Below are 19,518 nucleotides of genomic sequence, written 5' to 3'. Positions count from 1 at the left end.
TATGTCACAGCCGTTTCCGCACCGGACTCGGTGCCGTTCGTCGAAATTCTCGCGCCGGCACGACTGCGGGCCGTCCAGCGGTTATCGTGGCCCTCACGTGTGACGATCTGGCGACGGGACGCGACGACCGACGGGCCCGCCCACTCGCGCACGCTGATCGGGAGCATGTGATGCGTGACATCGTCGAGGACCTGATGCGGGTCTGGCACAGCGGCCGCACGGGTGGCCTGGCAACTCTGGTCCGCGCGTTCGGAGCCTCCCCCTTACCGGTGGGCTCGGCGATGCTCATCGATCCCGACGGCGGTGTGCACGGGTCGGTCTCCGACGGCTGTTACGAGGCGGCGGTCTACGAGGCCGCGGTGGACGCCGCCCGGACCGGCCGCCGGGAACTACAGCGCTTCGACACCACCTCCGGATTCGATGTCAGCGCCGACTGCGGCACCATCGACGTCTTCGTGGAACCGTTCTCCCGCAACCACTTTCCCGAATTCGCGGCGGTGGCGGGCGACATCGCGCGGCACAAGCCGGTCACGGTGTTCACGGTGGTGTGGCACGACGATCCGGAGGTCATCGGCCAGCATCTGGTGACCGATCGCCGGCACAACACCGAACTGGTGTCCCTGCCGGAATCGGATGTCTTCGTCTGCTCGCATACGGCGCCGCCGCGGCTCATCATCTTCGGCGCGAATTCCTTCGCGGCCGCGCTGACCACGCAGGCCCGGCTGCTCGGCTACCGGGTGACGATCTGCGATCCCCGCGAGGCCTTCGCCGCGTCGGCGTCGTTTCCCGGCGCGGAGGTCGTGGTGGACTGGCCGCATCGCTACCTCAACGCGCAGGCCGCGGCGGGGGCCATCGACGCGACCACCGCGATCGTCGCGGCCACCCAGGACCCGAAGTTCGAGATCCCCCTGCTGACGGTCGCGCTGCGGCTACCGGCGCTGGGCTATCTGGGCGCGCTCGGCTCACATTCCGCGCACGGCCATCGCCTGGAGGCCCTGCAGGCCGGCGGCTTCGATGCCCGGACCCTGTCTCGTCTGCACTCACCGGCCGGTTTCGATATCGGCGCCCGCACGCCGATGGAGACCGCGATCGCGATCGCGGCGGAACTGCTCGCGGTACGCGCGGAGGCGGCGGATCGCTTCGCGGCCCGCGCCGCGGCCGTGTCCTGACCACCCGGCATCTCCTGACCACCCGGCGGCGCATCGAGCCTCAGGGTTCGAACCACTCGCGGGCCGAACGCCGCAGCAGCAATCCGATCACCAGCACCGAGACGACCGGCCCGACCCATCCCGGCGGACGCCCCACGAGGATCGAGGGCACCGTCCACAGCGCGTTGAGCACCGCCAGCAGGACCGCGGTGATCCGGATACCGCCGCCCTCCGCCCCGAAGGCCAGCGCGACCACACCCAGCAACCAGCTCGCCACGAAGGACGCCCCGGTGATCATCGCCGCATGCGGTCCCGACAACCACCAGGACGTGGCGGCGCAACCGGCCCCGACCACGGCCAATCCCACCGCCAGTACCTGAGCCGCCCGCACCGCGAACGGCATCCGATATCCCTGGTGGTCGGCGGCGGGGGATCCGCCGGAGTCGGCGGGGGCGGATGTGGGACCGCCGTCCCGCGCGGCGTCGCCGGAGAGGGCGCTCTCGGCGTCGGAACCGTCGGAAACGGCGTCGTCGGGCACGGATTCGCGGTCGGACATCAGCTCACCTCTTCCGGGAACCGGTGCGCCGATGACCATCCGCGGCGCGGACGACAACGAGAATGCGGACAACGACAAGCCTGCGTTCGAAATGTACCGTGTCGCCCGTCCGGCGCCGCCGCTCGCGCGCGGCGTGCCGGGAAACATCACGCCCGGGCGGCCCCGCCCTCTTCGAGCAGCAGTTCCTCGATCCGCACCTCCGCACCCAGACGCTGCCGCAGCGACAGGTCGACCTCACCGGCCACCGCCATCACCACCGCCGCGGCCGAGGTGGCGACCGCCTCGGTGAGAATCGCGGGCCAATCCGGATCGACGGCCGCGGCCAGGGCCGCGATCACCGAGGCGGCCGCGGCATCACCGGCACCGGTCGGATTACCCGCGATCGGCTCCGGCAGCGATGCCGACCAGGCGCCCGCGGCGGTGACCGCGACCATCCCGTCGGCGCCGCGCGTCACGACCACGGCGCCCGCGCCACCCTCGACGAGTGTCCGGGCCACATCGACCACATCACCGGTGGTCTGCGGCGAGATGCCGGCTACGTACTCGAGCTCCCGGATATTGGGCATCAGGACGACACCGGGCACCCGCGCCGCCTCGGCCAGGGCGCGGCCGTCGACATCGCAGACCACCGGTACCCCGGCGTCGAGGGCCAGCCGTGCCAATTCCGCGGGAATCGAATCGCGGACCCCGCCGGGCAGCGATCCCGAGATCACGATCCCGCTGCTGTCCACGAGCAGTCCGGCCACCCGCACCAGCAGCTGATCGACCGCATCGGGTGTGGTGATGTGCGGGCCGGGTTCGCGCAGCGCGGTCGCGGTGCCGTCACTGCATTCGCTGATCACCACGGTGCGGCGGACCCACGGCAGGGCATGCACGAAATCCACGGGCAGTTCCCGCTCCGCGACCGCGGAGAACGGATGATCGGCGAAACCCGTTGCCCGAGAATACTTCCCGATCTGATTGAGCACCCGGGTGACATTGATCCCCGGCCCGCCTACGCGTTGTTCCACGGCCGTGACGCGATGCGCCCGGCCTGGTTCCAAGTTCTGGACGCGATAGGTCATGTCGTAGGCCGGATTCAGCGTCACGGTGAGGATCACGCCACCCACTGTCCCCGACGCAGCACCGCGCGCAACTCGAGATCCGAATCCACGACGAGCAGGTCGGCTCGCAGCCCCGGCCGCAGCTCACCGACATCGGTCGCCCCGATAGCGGCCGCGGGGGTGGTGGCGGCGGCGCGCACCGCGTCGACCAGGCCGAGACCACAGTCGACGACCGCCCAGCGCAGACAGTGCAGCAGGGTCGCGGTGCCACCGGCCAGTGCCCCACTCGGCACCCGGGCCACGCCGCCGATCACCCGGACCGGTTGCGGTCCCAGCCGGTACTCCCCGTCGGGCAGCCCCGCGGCCTGCATCGCGTCGGTGATCAATACGACCCGATGGCGGGCGGCGGCGAACACCAGGGCGCCGAAGCCGGCATCGACATGCACTCCGTCGCCGATCAATTCGACGAAGACATCGCCCGCGGCAGCACTCACCAGCGCCGCCGCCATCGGGCCCGGATCGCGGTGATGCAGCGGCGGCATACAGTTGGCGAAGTGGGTGACCAGGGTGCCGGTGCCGCCGGGCGCCAGTGCGCGACGGAAGGTCTCGTGGTCGGCGTCGGTATGACCCAGCGCGACCACCACGCCCGATGCGGTGAGCCGCTGTGCGGCGGAATCGAATCCGGCTCGCTCCGGAGCGAGCGTCATCATCCGCAAGCAGCCGTCGGCGGCGGTCAGCAGCCGGTCGATCAACCGCGGGTCCGGATCGATCAGGTATCTCGGATCCTGTGCGCCGCAACGCTTCCCGGACAGGAATGGCCCCTCGATGTGGATACCCGCGATATCGCCCGTCGCGGCCACGTCACGGAGCGCGGCGGTCTGCGCGACCATGGTGTCGGGCGCCGCGGTCACGATACTGCCCAGCAGGGTCGTGGTCCCGTGGCGATGGTGATATCGCGCCGCCGCGCGCGCCCGCTCCGGATCGGTCTCGTCGAACCGATGGCCGAAACCGCCGTGGTTGTGAATATCGACCAGGCCCGGCAACAGCGTTCCCCGATACGGGGGTGCGGCTCCGGCCTGCCGCTCGGGCTCGAACGGATACACCGCCCGAATGCGGTCACCCGCCACCTCGACCACCGCATCGTCGATGATCTCGTGCGAGGTGACCACCCGGCCGCGCACCGAGAACCGGTTCGCGGCCCTCATTCGAGTACCCCGAGGCGGGCGTAACCGGCCGCTCCCACCAATCCGGCGCGCGCGCCGAAAGCGCCCGCCACCACCCGCGGGACCGGTACCACCCGCACCAGCGCGGTGAGCCGCTCGCGCAGTCCGTCCACCAGGATCGGACCGGCATCGGCGAGGCCGCCGGCGAGCACGATCAGTTCCGGGCAGGAGGCGTGCAGCACCCCGAGCAGGCCCTCGGCCAGCGCGTCGACCGCGTCCTCGACCACCGCGCGCGCGTGCGGATCGTCGGCCAGGACGGCGAAAACCTCCGGTGCGCCTGATATTTCGCGCCCGGTTCGTTCGGTGTAGGCACGCGCGATGGACGGTCCGGACGCGACGGTCTCCACACATCCGACGTTCCCGCACGGACAGCGCCGCCCACCGCGACGCCGAACCGGAATGTGGCCGTACTCCCCCACCTGACCGGCGCCGCCGCGCACCAAGCGCCCCGCCACCGAGAGCGTCCCGCTGATACCGGTGCCGAGCATCAGCACCACGACGTCGTCACAGCCCTGTCCGGCGCCGTAGCGCCATTCCGCCCAACCGGCGACGACGACATCGTGCTCGATCAGCACCGGGAAAGCCCAGCGATCGTCGAACCGGTTGCCCAGCTTCACATCCCGCCAGCCGATATTGCTGCTGAACACCGCCAGCGACCGCGCTGGATCGACGATGCCCGGCATCACGATCGCCGCGCGTCGCACCGCGCGCGGCACCCGCGCCAGCAGCCGGTCACCCAGCGCGGCGACCGCGTCGAAGGCCTGTGCGCCGCGCGGCGTGGGCACGGTCTCGGCCGCCAGGATCCGCCCGCTCGCATCGGAGATCTCGGCTTTGATCGTGGTGCCGCCGATGTCCACGGCCAGAACCGGATCGGCCGGCTCACCGGCCTTCCCGGTCATCGTGGTATCACCGGATGCCACCGGATACAGGTACGGCCGCCGGGGACGCTCCGGACAGAGGTCGGCACGTCCTCAGAATCATCGGCGCGATCGATCATGTCAACATCCTCGGCGAAGGGGCGCGCACACGGCGATTCTGCGATTAGATTCGGTCCGTCCGCATCGGCGCCACAACCGGCATCACCGCGACGGGTGGGCAGATCGAGAGGGTTCGTTCGTGACGGGTGCACCACGCGGCGTCTGCGCCGTGCTCGCGTTGCTGACCGCGGTGACCCTGCTGGTGGCCGGCTGCGGATTCCGCGGGCGCAGCAGCGACGATTCGAATCCGAACGCGCTGTCACTGCTCGTCCCCGCCTACAGTGACAGCACCCGGGCCGAGTGGATGTCGATCATCGCGAGGTTTCGCGAACAGAATCCGGCGATCACCATCGATCTGCAGGTGGAATCCTGGGATGCGATCAACGAGGTGGTCCGCACCGACCTGCAATCGGTCGGCACCACTCCCGACATCCTCAATATCGACGCCTACGCCGGCTTCGCCGCGGACGACCTGCTGTATCCGGTCGGCGATATCGTCGACCGCTCCGTCCTGAACGACCTCGTACCGGCATTCGCCCGGAATGCCTCGATCGACGGAACGCAGTGGGCGCTGCCGATTTTCGCCTCGACGCGCACGTTGTTCTACAACACCGACCTGTTCGCCCGGGCCGGCGTCACGGCCGCACCGCGCACCTGGTCGGAACTGACCGATGCCGCTCGCCGCGTACAAGCCCTCGGTGGAGGTATCTCCGGATACGGTCTGCCGCTGGGTAGTGAGGAAGCCCAGGGCGAAACCTCCATCTGGACCTTCGGCGCCGGCGGCAGCTGGTCCGGCGACCACGGCGTCACGGTCGCCACCGCACCCAATCTCGAAGGAGTCGAGGCCATGCGGTCTCTCGCCGATGCCGGTGTGACCCAACCGAATCCGGGTTCGACCGATCGTAAGGACGTCATCAATGCCTTCATCCAGGGCCGGATCGGCATGATCGAGGGTCTGCCGCCGGTATTGGAGACGATCGCGCGGCAGAATCCGGGCCTGCGGCTGGGCACCGCGCCGTCACCGACGAAAACCGGTGCACCCGTGACTCTCGGCGTCGCCGATCATCTGCTGGCCTTCCGTAAGCACGGGAACAAGCGGGACGCGATCCGGCAATTCCTGGACTATTTCTATTCGCCCGCGGTGTATTCGAGTTTCGTCGGCGCCGAGCATTTCATTCCGATCACCGCGAGCGGCACCCGCGCACTGGCCGACGATCCGGTCACCCGGGCCTTCGCTCCCACGGTGGCGGCCGCGCGGTTCTATCCGTCCGGTGATCCCGCCTGGGCCGCGGTCCAGGGCGCCGTGCGCCAGCAGATCGGCACCGTCACCCAGGGCGCCGATCCCCGGCAGGTCCTCGATCGGATCGCGCGGGCGGCGCGATGACCGGATCCACCCGCGCGGGCGCCGCGGTCCGTGCCCTGCCCTGGCTCGGGCCGGTACTGATTCTGATCGCCGCGGTTGTCGCCTTCCCGGCCGGATACATGATCTGGACCAGCACCCGCGATCTGAGCCCGTACGGCCGCGACCGCGGGTTCGCCGGGCAGGCCAACTTCCGCCGGCTGTTCGACATCCAGGAACTCGGCAGCATCGTCGCGCACACCGCGGTCTGGGTGGTCGCGGTCGTGGGGATCACCCTCGTGCTGTCCGCGGCGCTGGCGCAGTTCCTCGCCAAGGATTTCCCGGGACGGACCCTGGTCCGGCTGGCTGTGCTCGTGCCGTGGGCGGCCTCGGTGGTGATGACGACGACCGTCTTCGCCTATCTCCTGGATCCCGAGGTCGGACTGGTCAACCGCCTGCTGGTCGATATCGGCGTACTGGACCGGGGATTCGGATTCACCAAACAGCCCCTGCCGGCCTTCACGGTGGCGATCGCGGTGGCGGTCTTCGTCTCGACCCCGTTCACCACGTACACGATTCTGGCCGGCCTGCAATCGATTCCGGCCGAACTGGTGGAGGCCGGGCGGATCGACGGCGCCTCGGCCTGGCAGCGCTATCGTCACCTCATCCTGCCCCAGTTGCGACCGGCGATCGCGGTCGCCACCGTCATCAACATCATCAACGTGTTCAACTCGCTGCCGATTCTGCAGGTACTCACCGGCAGCATCCCCGGCTTCGCCGCCGACACCACGACCACGCTGACGTTCAAGCTGATTCGGCAGAATCAACAGCTCGACACCGCGGCCGCGCTGAGCGTGCTGAATTTCGCCCTGATCGCGATCATCATCGCCGGGTATCTCACCGTCATCCGCCCGGACCGGGAGCAGCGGTCGTGACCACGACGCGCATCCGGCGCCGCCGCTGGGATCTGACCTCGATCGGGATCGTGATCGCAGCTCTGTTCCTCATCCCCTATCTCACGATGGTGCTGGGGTCGCTCAAACCCCGATCCGAGATCTCGCGGATACCGCCGGCATATCTGCCGCGGGACTGGCGACCCGGCAACTACGTCGATATGTGGCACACCCCGGAGACGCCACTGCCGTTCAATATCGTCAGCACACTGGCCATTTCGATCCTGGCCACGCTGCTGGTCCTCGCCGCCGCGGTGCCCGCCGCCTATCACACGGCACGGCGACGGTTTCCGGGCCGCGCGGTATTCCTGGCGCTGGTCCTGATCACCCAGATGCTGCAGCCCACGATCCTGGTGACGGGTCTGGTCCGCGAGTTCTTCGCCCTGGGAGCCAACGACACCTGGTTCGCGATGATCCTGGTGAACGCGGCCTTCAACCTGTCTTTCGCGGTGTGGATTCTGCACAGTTTCTTCGCCGCGATTCCGCCGGAGCTCGAAGAGGCCGCGCAGCTGGACGGACTGAGCCGAATCCAGATTCTGGTGCGGGTCGAGCTGCCGCTGATCTGGCCGGGCCTGATCACCGCGACGATTTTCGCATTCGTCTCGGCTTGGAATGAATACGCGGCGAGCCTGGTCGTTCTGACCACGCCGGAGAATCAGCCGCTGTCGGTGGCGCTGACGAAATTCGTCGGACAGTACGACACTGCCTGGCAGTACGTCTTCGCGATCTCCACCCTCGGCATCGTCCCGGTGGTCGTGCTGTTCGCCGTCATCGAGAAACGCCTGGTCGCCGGGCTCACCGCGGGCAGCGTGAAATGACTTGCGGCACACCCGCCCACCGCGGCGCCGAACTACTTGACACGCGGCATATTCGGATGACATTATCGAAATGGGAAGACGCCATAATTCAGGCGTTTATTTTCTTGTTCTCTCGACATCTGTCGAATTCCGGTGTAATTTGAGACCTCCCGCCAGGGTGCGTGCTGTCCGACTCTCGAAAATACGAATCAACCGTGGAATGCGGCGCTGTCTGCCTGCCGCCTTCCTCCCGTGGTGACCGAGGCAGGTCCGATCAGCGTCCGGCGGCGTGACATCGCCAATACAGCCCACAGGACAAGCAGATATCGCAGCGGCCGCACCGAGAGTGCGGGCGTTACGAGGTGCTGGAAGGACGCGTCTTGACAGTCTCCGATCCGAGCCGAGTCGAAGCCGTAACCCCCACTGATGCCCCGACACCCCCGCGACGCGTATCGTTCGCCAAACTCCGTGAACCGCTGGAGGTTCCGGGACTACTGGAAATCCAGACCGAATCCTTCGCCCGGCTACTCGGCACGCCGGCCTGGCAGGAGCGCGCCGTCCGCCGCGGCGAATCCGATCTCGGTGGACTGGCGGAAATCCTCGCGGAGGTCAGCCCGATCGAGGACTTCGCCGAATCCATGTCGCTCACCCTGTCGGATCCTCGTTTCGAGGAGGTCAAGGCCTCCGTCGAGGAGTGCAAGGACAAGGACATGACCTACGCGGCGCCGTTGTTCGTGACCGCGGAGTTCATCAACAACAACACTGGTGAGATCAAGTCTCAGACGGTTTTCATGGGTGATTTCCCGATGATGACCGATAAGGGGACGTTCATCATCAACGGCACCGAGCGTGTGGTGGTGTCGCAGTTGGTGCGGTCGCCGGGTGTGTATTTCGACGAGTCGATCGACAAGGGTACCGAGAAGACTCTGCACAGTGTGCGGGTGATTCCGTCGCGTGGTGCGTGGCTGGAATTCGATGTCGACAAGCGTGACACGGTGGGTGTGCGTATCGACCGTAAGCGTCGTCAGCCGGTGACGGTGTTGTTGAAGGCGTTGGGACTGACCGCCGAGGAGATCACCGAGCGTTTCGGCTTCTCCGAGATCATGAAAACCTCACTGGCCAAGGACAATACAGCTGGCACCGATGAGGCGCTGCTCGATATCCATCGCAAGCTGCGTCCGGGTGAGCCGCCGACCAAGGAGTCCGCGCAGGCGCTGCTGGAGAACCTGTTCTTCGCGGAGAAGCGCTACGACCTCGGCCGGGTCGGCCGCTACAAGATCGACCGGAAACTCGGGCTGAATCCGGGCGGCGAGCGGGTGCTGACCCGCGACGACATCCTCACCATCATCGAGTATCTGCTGCATCTGCACACCGGCACCACGATGATGACCGCGCCCGGCGGCGTCGAGGTGCCGGTGGAGGCCGACGACATCGACCACTTCGGCAACCGGCGGGTGCGCACCGTCGGTGAACTGCTTCAGAATCAGATCCGGCTGGGCCTGTCGCGGATGGAGCGGGTGGTCCGGGAGCGGATGACGACGCAGGATGTCGAGGCGATCACCCCGCAATCGCTGATGAATATTCGTCCCGTCGTCGCCGGACTGCGCGAATTCTTCGGTTCGTCGCAGCTGTCGCAGTTCCTGGACGAACGCAATCCGCTCGCGAGCCTCACGAACAAGAGGCGGCTGTCCGCACTCGGACCGGGTGGCCTTACTCGTGAACGCGCGGGACTCGAGGTGCGCGATGTGCACTACAGCCATTACGGGCGCATGTGCCCGATCGAGACACCCGAGGGACCGAGTATCGGACTGATCGGATATCTGTCGGTCTATGCCCGGGTCAATCCGTTCGGATTTCTCGAGACGCCGTATCGGCGAGTGGTCGACGGCGTGGTCACCGACGAGGTCGACTATCTGACCGCCGATCAGGAGGATCGGCATATCGTTGCCCAGGCCAATGAACCGCTCGACCCCGACGGGAGATTCACTGGCGCGCGAATCGCCGTGCGCCGCAAGAACTCCGAGGTCGAACTGGTCGACTCGGCGACGGTCGACTACATGGACGTGTCGCCGCGCCAGATGGTGTCGGTGGCGACCGCGATGATCCCGTTCCTCGAGCACGACGACGCCAACCGCGCCCTGATGGGCGCGAACATGCAGAAGCAGGCGGTCCCGTTGCTGCGCACGGAGTCGCCGCTGGTGGGCACGGGAATGGAACGACGGGCGGCGATCGATGCCGGCGATCTGATCGTGAACGAGAAAGCCGGTGTGGTGGAGGAGGTTTCGGCCGACTACATCACCGTCGTCCACGACGACGGCACTCGCCGCAGTTATCGGCTCCGCAAATTCTCCCGTTCCAACCAGGGCACCTGCGTGAATCAACGCCCCGTCGTGGACGAGGGGCAGCGCGTCGAACGCGGTCACGTGCTCGCCGACGGCCCGGCCACCGAGAACGGTGAGATGGCGCTGGGTAAGAACCTGTTGGTGGCGATCATGCCGTGGGAGGGTCATAACTACGAGGACGCGATCATTCTGTCGCAGCGTCTCGTGGAGGATGATGTGCTGACCTCGATTCATATCGAGGAGCACGAGATCGATGCTCGGGATACGAAGTTGGGTGCCGAGGAGATCACTCGCGATATTCCGAATGTGTCCGATGAGGTGCTCGCTGATCTGGATGAGCGTGGCATCGTGCGTATCGGTGCCGAGGTGCGTGATGGTGACATCCTGGTCGGCAAGGTCACTCCGAAGGGTGAGACCGAGCTGACTCCGGAGGAGCGGCTGTTGCGTGCGATCTTCGGTGAGAAGGCGCGTGAGGTTCGTGATACCTCGTTGAAGGTGCCGCACGGTGAGTCGGGCAAGGTGATCGGTATTCGGGTGTTCTCGCGTGAGGACGACGACGATCTGCCTCCGGGTGTGAACGAGCTGGTGCGTGTGTATGTGGCGCAGAAGCGCAAGATCCAGGACGGTGACAAGCTCGCCGGTCGGCACGGCAACAAGGGTGTTATCGGCAAGATCCTGCCCAAGGAGGATATGCCGTTCATGCCCGACGGCACTCCGGTCGACATCATCTTGAACACTCATGGTGTGCCGCGTCGTATGAATATCGGTCAGATCCTGGAGACCCATCTGGGCTGGATCGCCAAGACCGGCTGGAACATCCGGCTCACCGGCGATGCGCGCCCGGACTGGGCGCGTCGGCTGCCCGCGGAACTACTGTCGGCACAACCGGATACGAAGCTCGCGACACCGGTGTTCGACGGAGCCGACGAGAAGGAACTCGCCGGACTGCTGACCTCCACGCTGCCCGATCGAGACGGCGAGGTCCTGGTCGGCGCGGACGGCAAGTCGGTGCTGTTCGATGGTCGTTCGGGTGAGCCGTTCCCGTATCCGGTGGCCGTGGGTTACATGTACATCCTGAAGTTGCATCACCTGGTGGACGACAAGATCCACGCGCGGTCGACGGGTCCGTACTCGATGATCACCCAGCAGCCGCTCGGTGGTAAGGCGCAGTTCGGTGGTCAGCGTTTCGGTGAGATGGAGTGCTGGGCCATGCAGGCCTACGGCGCCGCCTACACCCTGCAGGAACTGCTGACCATCAAGTCCGACGACGTGGTCGGGCGGGTGAAGGTCTACGAGGCGATCGTCAAGGGCGAGAACATCCCCGAGCCCGGCATCCCGGAATCGTTCAAGGTTCTGCTCAAGGAACTCCAGTCACTGTGCCTCAACGTCGAAGTACTGTCCGCCGGATCGGCGATCGAACTGCAGCACGGCGACGAGGAGATCGACCGCACCGCCGCGAATCTCGGAATCACGCTGTCCCGCAATGAATCCGCGGAGGAGCTGGGCTGAACGAGTGCGCCGCGCACCATCCGGGTGCGCGGCGGCACAGCCGGCAGAACCGAACCTCGCCGGTATCAACCACGCGTTCGGCCGAATCCGCGACGGTCGGCCACCGCCGTGACGACCACGGCCGAGAGCGTCGATACGCAGGCGAGCGATACTGTCGCGGCCCAGCCGAACCAGTCGACCGCTGCCGCGCCGAAGGCGGTGCCGAGGCTGCCGCCGAGGAAGTAGACCACCATGTAGGCGCTGTTGAACCGGGCGGGGGCGGCCGGATCGATCGCCAGGACGGTGCTCTGGTTGGCCACCTGGGCGGCGAACAATCCGGCGTCGAAGAGCCCGAGGCATATCAGCGTGATCGCGGTATTCGACAGGGAGACAGTGAGTGTCGCGGTGCTGAGAATGGCCGGTACCAGCCCGATCAGGATCACGCGCCGCGCGCCGACGCGATCGGTCCACGTTCCGGAAATCCGAGTGGCGACGATGCCGAGCAGCCCCGCGAGGGCATACAGGCCGATCCGCTCGGGCGTAAAGGAGAACGGCGGTTGTGACAGTGCCGCCGCGAGCCCGGCCCAGACAGTGCAGAAGGCGAAGAACCAGAGAGCGCCCCGGCCGCCGGCGAGCCGCAGAGCGGGATGCCGGGCATACAAACCCGGCATTCGGCGCAGGGTCTCGAGGTAACTCGCGGTGGCCGCCCCCGGAGCCGCGGGGAGCGCGAATCGGGCCGCGGCGGCCACGACCACACACCCCACCGCGAAGACGAGCAGCATCGCCCGCCAGCCCATGGTGTCCGTCAGCCATCCACCCACGATGCGACCGGCCAGGACTCCCGCCGAGATGCCCGCGGTCACAATCCCGAGCACGGTCGCCCGCCGCGCCGGAGGCGCGAATCTGCCTGCCACCGAACTCAATTGCGCGCCGACCGAGGCTCCCGCCCCGACCAGTCCGACCGCCGCGCCGAGCACCCCCGCCGAACCCGCCGCCGCGCAACCGGTCAAAGCTACTGCGAGAACGGCGAATTGGGCCGACACCACGGTACGCGACACGAACCTGTCCACCATCGGCACGAGCAGCGCCAACCCCAGCAGATACCCGACCGGCCCACACGCCAGCGCCGTACCGACCGCCGCCACCGAGGTGTGTAATGCCCCGGCCACCTCGGCGATGGCCGGTTGCAGCGGATAGATACTCGCCGTACCGAGCGCTGCGGCCAGCGCCATGAACCACACCACAGGCGTTCTGAGCACGGTCACCGGAGTATCCGCAACAACGTCGAGTTTCATGAATCCGACGGTAGGAACTCCCGGTTCACCGATCCGGCGGAAAACAGACGACATAGTCCCCGGGTGGCCGGACGAAACATCGCCGTTCGAGCGCCCGTGGTGACACCGAACTTCTCACGCCGGGTCCGCCGCCGGGCGGCGGGAATCTACGACCGGGGGGTCGCCGGGTGCGAATGCGCCGGCCCGCGCCGCGAGCACGGCCATCGCCGCCGCCCGCTCCGGATCGGCTTCGGTGCGCAGCAGTACCACCTGGTGGTACACCGGCGCTGTCGCCGCGACAAGCAGCGCGCGCGCATCGGTTTCGGGTGGAATCTCACCGCGCTCGACCGCGCGATCGACGACGATCTCACATTGCGAGTAGCGGTCCTCCCACAGCTGCCGTAGCGCTCGCGCCGCATCCTCGGAGCGGAACGAGACCGCGATCAGCGCCATCGCGATCGAGGATTCCTCGGTGAAGGAATCGCGGATCTCGCGGTTGAGTTCCGCGAGATCGTCGCGCAGCGAGCCGGTGTCGCGGGGGTGCCAGTCCAGATCGCTCGCGGCGGCGAACACATCGGCGATCAATCCGCCCACATCGCGCCAGCGCCGATACACGGTGGTGCGATGAACGCCGGCGCGGGCGGCCACCGCATCGACGGTCAAGGCGTCGTAGCCGTTTTCGGTCAGTTCGGCCTGGACCGCGGCGAGGACTTGGTCACGAATTCGGGCGGTGCGGCCGCCCGGACGCGCTCGCGGCCCGTCGCATCCTGGCGAACTCTCTCTGCGCAGGTCAGAACTCACTATCTCCATCCGCTTGCTCGCCGGGAACTGATGTGCGATCATCTTAACGCAACATTCGTCGCACTAGTGAGGTCGCCCATGCTCATTCGAAGTATTCACCAGGCTCAGCGGTCGCCGCAGACCGTGTCGTCCTCGAATGCTTCGGAGGTAGTTCGTGCCCACTCAGATCACCGCACTCGCGGTCAGCAAATCCTTCAACGGCCGCACGGTTCTCGATGCGGTTACCTGCTCGCTCGGCGCGGGTGAGCGCACCGGAATCATCGGAGAGAACGGGTCCGGCAAGAGCACACTGCTGCGCCTGTTCGCCGGGGACGAGCAGCCCGATCAGGGTGAGATCGTCGTGCACGCCGAGGGCGGCGTCGGCTATCTCGCACAGGACGAACAGCTCCCCGCGCACCTGAGCGTCCAGCAGATCATCGATCGTTCGTTGCGTGAACTGCGCCGAATCGAAGATCGCATGCGCCGGCTCGAAGTCGAGATGGCCGCCGGCAAGCAATCCCATCTGGACGAATATGCCGAACTGGCATCGATTTTCGAGCTGCGCGGCGGCTATGACGCCGATGCCCGGGTGGAGCGAGCCCTGCACGGCCTCGGGCTGGGAGTGGTTCCGCGTGACCGTGCGGTCGGCGGACTCTCCGGCGGTGAACAGGTCCGCCTGCGCCTGGCGGCCCTCCTGGCCGCGGCGCCCGAGGTGCTGCTGCTGGACGAGCCGACCAATCATCTCGACGACGACGCGCTGACCTGGCTGGAAGACCATCTGCGGACCCGGCGCGGCACCACGGTCACGGTCTCGCACGACCGCACCTTCCTCGAACGGATCGCGACCACACTGCTCGAGGTGGATTCCGATCGCCGGTGCGTGGTGCGCCACGGCAACGGGTACGGCGGCTACCTGGCCGAGCGCGAGGCCGCGCGGGAACGCTGGGCTCAGGCCCACCTGCGCTGGCAGGACGAGGCCGACCGGCTGCGCGAGACCATCGCCACCACCGCGCGACGGGTCGCACCGGGACGGGCGATGAAGGACAACAACAAGATGGCCTACGACCGGGCCGGTGGCCGCGTGCAGCAGTCGCTGGCGGGCCGGGTCCGCAACGCCGAGGAACGACTGCGGCGGCTCCTGGCCGATCCGGTACCCCCGCCACCGGAACCATTGCGGTTCAAGGCAGTTCCCGCTGCCGGGCGTGCGCGCGGCATCATCCTGGATGCCACCGATATCGCGGTGGACGGCAGGCTCTCGCCCACGAGTGTTCGGCTGTCCGCGGGCGAGCGACTGTTGATCACCGGCCCGAACGGCGCCGGAAAGTCGACTCTGCTGCGGGTGCTGGCAGACGATCTCACGCCCGACGGCGGCACGGTGGCGCGACGCGGTCGAGTCGGCTACCTCGCCCAGGAACCCCGCCCCGCGGTGCCCGGGCAGACGCTGTTGTCCGCCTTCGCCCAGGGGCGACCGGGGCAGCCCGGCGATCACACCGAACGCCTGCTGTCGCTGGGACTGTTCACCCGCGCCCAGCTCACGAACCGGGTGGAGAATCTGTCCACCGGGCAGCGGCAACGGCTCGAACTGGCACGCCTGATCAGCGAGCCGTCGGAACTCCTGCTGCTGGACGAGCCCACCAATCACCTGTCGCCCGGACTCGTCGAGGAGTTGGAGAGCGCCCTGGCCGACTACCGGGGTGCGCTCGTGGTGGTCAGCCACGACCGCCGGCTGCGAGCTCGCTGGCGTGGCGCCCGGCTCGATCTGCGCGCACTGGCCTCGGCCTGACCCGATTCTCCGATCACCCACTTGCAGAAGGGATTCCCCATGCCCGAACCGCTCGCCGTCACCGACCCCGCCACGCTGCATCCGATGCCCGGGCAGCCGCGCGTGGTGCTGCTCAAACCCCTGGTCACCTCGCCGCTGATCGAGGTCGGCGACTACTCCTACTACGACGACCCGGACGATCCCACCACCTTCGAAACCCGCAACGTCCTGTACCACTACGGACCGGAAAAGCTGATCATCGGCAAGTTCTGTGCCCTCGCCACGGGTGTCCGATTCATCATGAACGGCGCCAATCACCGCATGGACGGCCCGTCGACCTTCCCGTTCTCCACCATGGGCGGCGCGTGGTCTCACCATGTCGATCTGCTCATGGATCTGCCCAATCGCGGTGACACCGTGGTCGGCAACGACGTCTGGATCGGATACGGCGTCACGGTGATGCCCGGTGTACGGATCGGCCACGGCGCGATCGTGGCCGCCGGTTCCGTGGTGACCTCCGATGTTCCGGATTACGGCGTCGTCGGCGGCAATCCGGCCCGCCTGATCCGCACCCGTTACCGCGCCGCCGACATCGACCGCCTGCTGGCCCTGTCCTGGTGGGACTGGCCGATCGAGCACATCGACGAGCACGTTCGCACGATCATGGCCGGCGGCATCGACGACCTGGAGAGGGCGAGGCCGGCATAGGCGAGCTGTCATCCCTCGTGGCCGCGCTCCCGCACCCGCCGACCGGAATCGAGTGAATGCATGTCCGAAGCATCCGGCCCCACCACACTTGCCGAGTGGCTCCGCGGCCATGCGGTACCTCTGACGCGTCTCGACCCCGACGGCCCGCTCGACGACCTGGAACCGCTGGGCGAGATCATCGGCGGGGCCCGTGTCGTCGCGATCGGCGAGAGCTCCCACTTCATCACCGAGTTCGAGCGGATGCGGCGGCGCATTCTGCGCTTCCTGGTCGAACGCTGCGGCTTCACCGTCGAACCGACGCCGCTACAGCGGCCCGAGCAAGGAAGTATCGAAGCCTCGTTCACCGACGCCGGCCTCGGACCCGGCCTCGCCGATCTTCGCCACGCGCGCCGCGAAGTCACCAGCGGTCCCGACCGCACGCGCCTGCAGAGCGCCTACCTCCACATTCCCGTCCTCGACGCCTTCGATGCCATGCTCAACACCGCGAGCTCCAGCGTGGCCGATGACGGCGGACGATAACCAGCCGCACTCCCACGCCCTCGGGCGTCTCGAACGACATGATCGGAACACCATATGAAGCAACATGATTCGCTGGAATCCACAGCACCCGGCGACGGGGTCATCGTCGGGGCGGGTCCGGCGGGGCTCATGCCGGCCGCTGAACTGCGACTGGCCGGTATTCGGCCGGTGGTGCTGGAGCGGAAGTCGCAACGGCGCGGCACACCGAACGAGGTACCGGTGCGGTAAGGCTCCGAATCCGCTCGGGCTCAGCCGCTTTGCCCGTCCAATCGCTGATGGAGGGCTGCGGCGCGGCGGGTGAGGTGATTGCGCTCGGCGAGATTGTCCGCGCGGGCGGCGGCATCCACATAGAGCCGCGCCGCCGTGCCGAGGTCCCCGGCCCGCTCGTGCAGATACGCCGCGGACGCGGTGTAGCGCGGGAGTTCGGGATCCAGTTCGGCGAGGGCGGCCAGCCCGGCCCGCGGTCCGTCGGCCTCACCGACGGCGACCGCGCGATTGAGTCGCACGATCGGGCTGCCGGTGAGCCGAACCAGCTCGTCGTACCACTCGACGATCTGCACCCAGTCGGTCTCCGCGGCGGTCTGCGCGTCGGCATGCAGCGCCGCGACCGCGGCCTGGGCCTGATACTCCCCCAGCCGATCGCGAGCCAGTGCGGCCTGCAACACCGCCACCCCCTCGGCGATCAGGTCGCGCCGCCACCGGCCGCGGTCCTGGTCCGCGAGCGGGACGAGACTGCCGTCGGCACGGGTGCGGGCCGGGCGCCGGGCGTGGTGCAGCAGGAACAGGGCGAGCAGCCCGGCCACCTCGGGATCGTCGGTGGTCGCGGCCAGCTGGCGAGCCAGCCGGATCGCCTCCGCCGCGAGATCCACATCTCCGCTGTAGCCCTCATTGAACACCAGATACAGCACCCGCAACACCGTGTGCACCTCACCGTGACGGTCCAGCCGGACCGTACTCACGGTGCGCTTGGCCCGGCTGATCCGCTGCGCCATCGTCGCCTCGGGAACGAGATAGGCCTGCGCGATCTGCCGGGTGGTCAGACCGCCGACGGCCCGCAGCGTCAGTGCGACGGCCGAAGCCGGGGTGAGACTCGGATGCGCACACAGGAAGTAGAGCTGCAGTGTTTCGTCGACCGAGGCCGCCGGCCCGGGCGGCGGCTCGTCGAAGACCCGCTCTTCGCGGCGGCGCCGCGCGTCCTCGGATCGTGCGAGATCGACGAAACACCGCCACGCCGTGGTGATCAACCAGCCCTTGGGATCCTCGGGCGGCCTCGCCGGCCAGGTCTGCACGGCCCGGATCAGGGCCTCCTGGACGGCGTCCTCGGCGGTCGCGAAATCGGCGCCGCGGTGCACGAGCGCGGCCAGGACACCGGGAATCAGCTCGCGGATCCGGGCCTCGTCCACCGGGTCCGCGGCCGTCATTCGGTGACGCAGGGCGCGGTGGCCATCAGCGGCCGCAACTCGAGCCACTCGCAGACGGGTTCACCACCGGCACCGGGCGCCGCGGACAGCTCACCGGCCAGCGCCAGCGCGCGTTCGTAGGTGTCGACATCGATGATCATCCAGCCCGCGATCACATCCTTGGTCTCCGCGAACGGCCCGTCGGTCACGGGCGGACGCCCCTCACCACCGGATCGGACCCAGGTGCCCTCCGGTGTGAGGGCCTGGCTGTCGACGAATTCGCCGGTGTCGCGCAGCCGGGCCGCGAAATCGTCCATATACCGGAGATGAGTCTCGATCTCGGCGGGCGTCCACCGATCCATCGGCACATCGTTGACGGCCGCCGGAGCGCCGCGATAGTGCTTGAGAAGCAGGTACTTGGCCATGGCATTTCCCTTCCTGTGCCGGCGACCCTAGTCGGTCGCACACCCCTGGGACGGAACCGTGACACCGTTCTCGACATCTTCCGCCGAATTTTCCGAACTTTCTTCCGCCACTCGCGCGGCCCGCTCCGGTCGTTGCCGAAACAACCTGGGCCGCAATACCTCCCCGATCGACGCGGCCGGATCCCAGCGGCGGGCAGCGATGCCAATCAGAAACATTTGCAGTGGAGGATGATCGGCGTGGAATCGCTCCCACCCAAACACCTCCTGCTGGAGGCCTGCCGGGGCCTGACCGACGACGGTCACCCCGTGTTGAAGTGCGCGTGCCGCCTCAGCGAACTGCACGAGCAGAGACTGAGCGCCGTGCCCGGAGCGACGCTGGACATCGATCGTGATCGAGCCCAATTGGTTTCCGATATCGACCGCTGGGTCGCCGGTGAACTCCCCCGCGCCCACAGTGCCGCACGCATGCATACCGAAACGGTCGGCACGGTGATCGACCGGCTCGCGCAGTTCTCCGCACTGGCCTATCTCACCTTGACCAACGAACCGGAATGGATGATCCACGACGCCTGGCGGCGGCTGTCCGAACTGGCGGTCGCCTACGACGATCTGGCCGGTGAGGTGACCGCTGGACTGTGCCGGCTGCCGGATCTGAGTGGACATCACGAATACGAATGACCCCGGCGCCCGGATCCGGCGCCGTCCCGAGCAACAGCGGCGCGGGCGAGGGCGCCGACGCCGCCGATGTGAAACGGCTGGTCAGCCCCCCTTTCCCGGGTAGGCC

The 19,518-nt window shown here is 67.7% G+C and carries 18 protein-coding genes; 10 read left to right on the top strand and 8 right to left on the bottom strand.

What is annotated here, in order from left to right; genetic code table 11:
• Positions 1-170: 170 nt before the first annotated feature.
• Positions 171-1,169, top strand: coding sequence for an XdhC family protein (locus LKD76_RS03395; protein WP_227979467.1), 999 nt, complete (start codon positions 171-173; stop codon positions 1,167-1,169).
• Positions 1,170-1,209: 40 nt separating this feature from the next.
• Here the strand turns inward: LKD76_RS03395 and LKD76_RS03390 are convergent, their stop codons facing one another.
• From LKD76_RS03390 to LKD76_RS03375, 4 genes are all read right to left on the bottom strand, one after another.
• Positions 1,210-1,704 carry a hypothetical protein gene (locus LKD76_RS03390; RefSeq protein ID WP_227979466.1) on the bottom strand — a complete coding sequence of 165 codons (495 nt, stop codon included), beginning with the start codon at positions 1,702-1,704 and terminating at the stop codon, positions 1,210-1,212.
• A gap of 146 nt (positions 1,705-1,850) precedes the next feature.
• A complete protein-coding gene (locus LKD76_RS03385) occupies positions 1,851-2,804 on the bottom strand; it encodes a hexose kinase (RefSeq protein ID WP_227979465.1) in 954 nt (317 codons plus the stop codon).
• Positions 2,801-3,952: an N-acetylglucosamine-6-phosphate deacetylase gene (nagA, locus tag LKD76_RS03380; protein ID WP_227979464.1), complete on the bottom strand. Its 1,152-nt coding sequence runs from the start codon at positions 3,950-3,952 to the stop codon at positions 2,801-2,803. Before nagA ends, LKD76_RS03385 begins: the two co-directional genes overlap by 4 nt.
• Positions 3,949-4,890, bottom strand: a complete 942-nt coding sequence (locus LKD76_RS03375) for an ROK family protein (RefSeq protein ID WP_227979463.1) — start codon at positions 4,888-4,890, stop codon at positions 3,949-3,951. Before LKD76_RS03375 ends, nagA begins: the two co-directional genes overlap by 4 nt.
• A 196-nt stretch (positions 4,891-5,086) precedes the next feature.
• Between LKD76_RS03375 and LKD76_RS03370 the strand changes: the two genes are divergently transcribed.
• The 4 genes from LKD76_RS03370 to rpoB all read left to right on the top strand — a co-directional run bounded on the left by LKD76_RS03370 (position 5,087) and on the right by rpoB (position 11,887).
• Complete coding sequence (locus tag LKD76_RS03370; RefSeq protein ID WP_227979462.1) at positions 5,087-6,331, top strand: extracellular solute-binding protein; 1,245 nt, start codon at positions 5,087-5,089, stop codon at positions 6,329-6,331.
• Positions 6,328-7,221: a carbohydrate ABC transporter permease gene (locus tag LKD76_RS03365; protein ID WP_227979461.1), complete on the top strand. Its 894-nt coding sequence runs from the start codon at positions 6,328-6,330 to the stop codon at positions 7,219-7,221. The genes LKD76_RS03370 and LKD76_RS03365 overlap by 4 nt, the downstream gene beginning before the upstream one ends.
• Positions 7,218-8,057, top strand: coding sequence for a carbohydrate ABC transporter permease (locus LKD76_RS03360; protein ID WP_227979460.1), 840 nt, complete (start codon positions 7,218-7,220; stop codon positions 8,055-8,057). The genes LKD76_RS03365 and LKD76_RS03360 overlap by 4 nt, the downstream gene beginning before the upstream one ends.
• 341 nt (positions 8,058-8,398) lie before the next feature.
• Positions 8,399-11,887 (top strand): DNA-directed RNA polymerase subunit beta, encoded by a 3,489-nt coding sequence (gene rpoB / locus LKD76_RS03355; RefSeq protein WP_227979459.1) that lies wholly within the window; start codon positions 8,399-8,401, stop codon positions 11,885-11,887.
• Positions 11,888-11,952: 65 nt separating this feature from the next.
• Here rpoB and LKD76_RS03350 read toward each other — a convergent pair whose 3' ends face one another.
• Positions 11,953-13,161 (bottom strand): MFS transporter, encoded by a 1,209-nt coding sequence (locus LKD76_RS03350; protein WP_227979458.1) that lies wholly within the window; start codon positions 13,159-13,161, stop codon positions 11,953-11,955.
• 114 nt (positions 13,162-13,275) lie between these two features.
• The gene (locus LKD76_RS03345) at positions 13,276-13,983 is read right to left on the bottom strand and encodes a TetR/AcrR family transcriptional regulator (RefSeq protein WP_227979457.1); all 708 of its coding nucleotides are present in this window, start codon (positions 13,981-13,983) and stop codon (positions 13,276-13,278) included.
• 112 nt (positions 13,984-14,095) lie between these two features.
• Here LKD76_RS03345 and abc-f point away from each other — a divergent pair, with 112 nt between their 5' ends.
• The 4 genes from abc-f to LKD76_RS03325 are packed head-to-tail and all read left to right on the top strand — an operon-like array spanning position 14,096 to position 17,137.
• Positions 14,096-15,703: a ribosomal protection-like ABC-F family protein gene (gene abc-f / locus LKD76_RS32085; protein WP_227979456.1), complete on the top strand. Its 1,608-nt coding sequence runs from the start codon at positions 14,096-14,098 to the stop codon at positions 15,701-15,703.
• 39 nt (positions 15,704-15,742) lie between these two features.
• The gene (locus LKD76_RS03335; protein WP_227979455.1) at positions 15,743-16,390 is read left to right on the top strand and encodes a CatB-related O-acetyltransferase; all 648 of its coding nucleotides are present in this window, start codon (positions 15,743-15,745) and stop codon (positions 16,388-16,390) included.
• Between the two features lie 60 nt (positions 16,391-16,450).
• Positions 16,451-16,909, top strand: coding sequence for a hypothetical protein (locus LKD76_RS03330; protein WP_227979454.1), 459 nt, complete (start codon positions 16,451-16,453; stop codon positions 16,907-16,909).
• A 54-nt stretch (positions 16,910-16,963) separates the two neighbouring features.
• Entirely contained in the window at positions 16,964-17,137 is a 174-nt protein-coding gene (locus tag LKD76_RS03325; RefSeq protein WP_443678159.1) for an FAD-dependent monooxygenase, read from the top strand.
• Positions 17,138-17,157: 20 nt separating this feature from the next.
• Here LKD76_RS03325 and LKD76_RS03320 read toward each other — a convergent pair whose 3' ends face one another.
• Both LKD76_RS03320 and LKD76_RS03315 read right to left on the bottom strand, forming a co-directional pair.
• Complete coding sequence (locus tag LKD76_RS03320; protein WP_227979453.1) at positions 17,158-18,330, bottom strand: RNA polymerase sigma factor; 1,173 nt, start codon at positions 18,328-18,330, stop codon at positions 17,158-17,160.
• Complete coding sequence (locus tag LKD76_RS03315) at positions 18,327-18,734, bottom strand: YciI family protein (RefSeq protein WP_227979452.1); 408 nt, start codon at positions 18,732-18,734, stop codon at positions 18,327-18,329. Before LKD76_RS03315 ends, LKD76_RS03320 begins: the two co-directional genes overlap by 4 nt.
• Positions 18,735-18,962: 228 nt before the next feature.
• On the opposite strand from LKD76_RS03315, the gene LKD76_RS03310 reads away from it, so the two are divergent.
• Positions 18,963-19,412, top strand: a complete 450-nt coding sequence (locus tag LKD76_RS03310; protein WP_227979451.1) for a DUF4254 domain-containing protein — start codon at positions 18,963-18,965, stop codon at positions 19,410-19,412.
• Positions 19,413-19,518: the final 106 nt, after the last annotated feature.

The organism is Nocardia spumae, assembly GCF_020733635.1.
Classification (GTDB): Bacteria; Actinomycetota; Actinomycetes; order Mycobacteriales; family Mycobacteriaceae; genus Nocardia; species Nocardia spumae.
The sequence above is the reverse complement of the archived record's forward strand: the minus strand, read 5'-3'. Positions and strand labels throughout refer to the sequence as shown.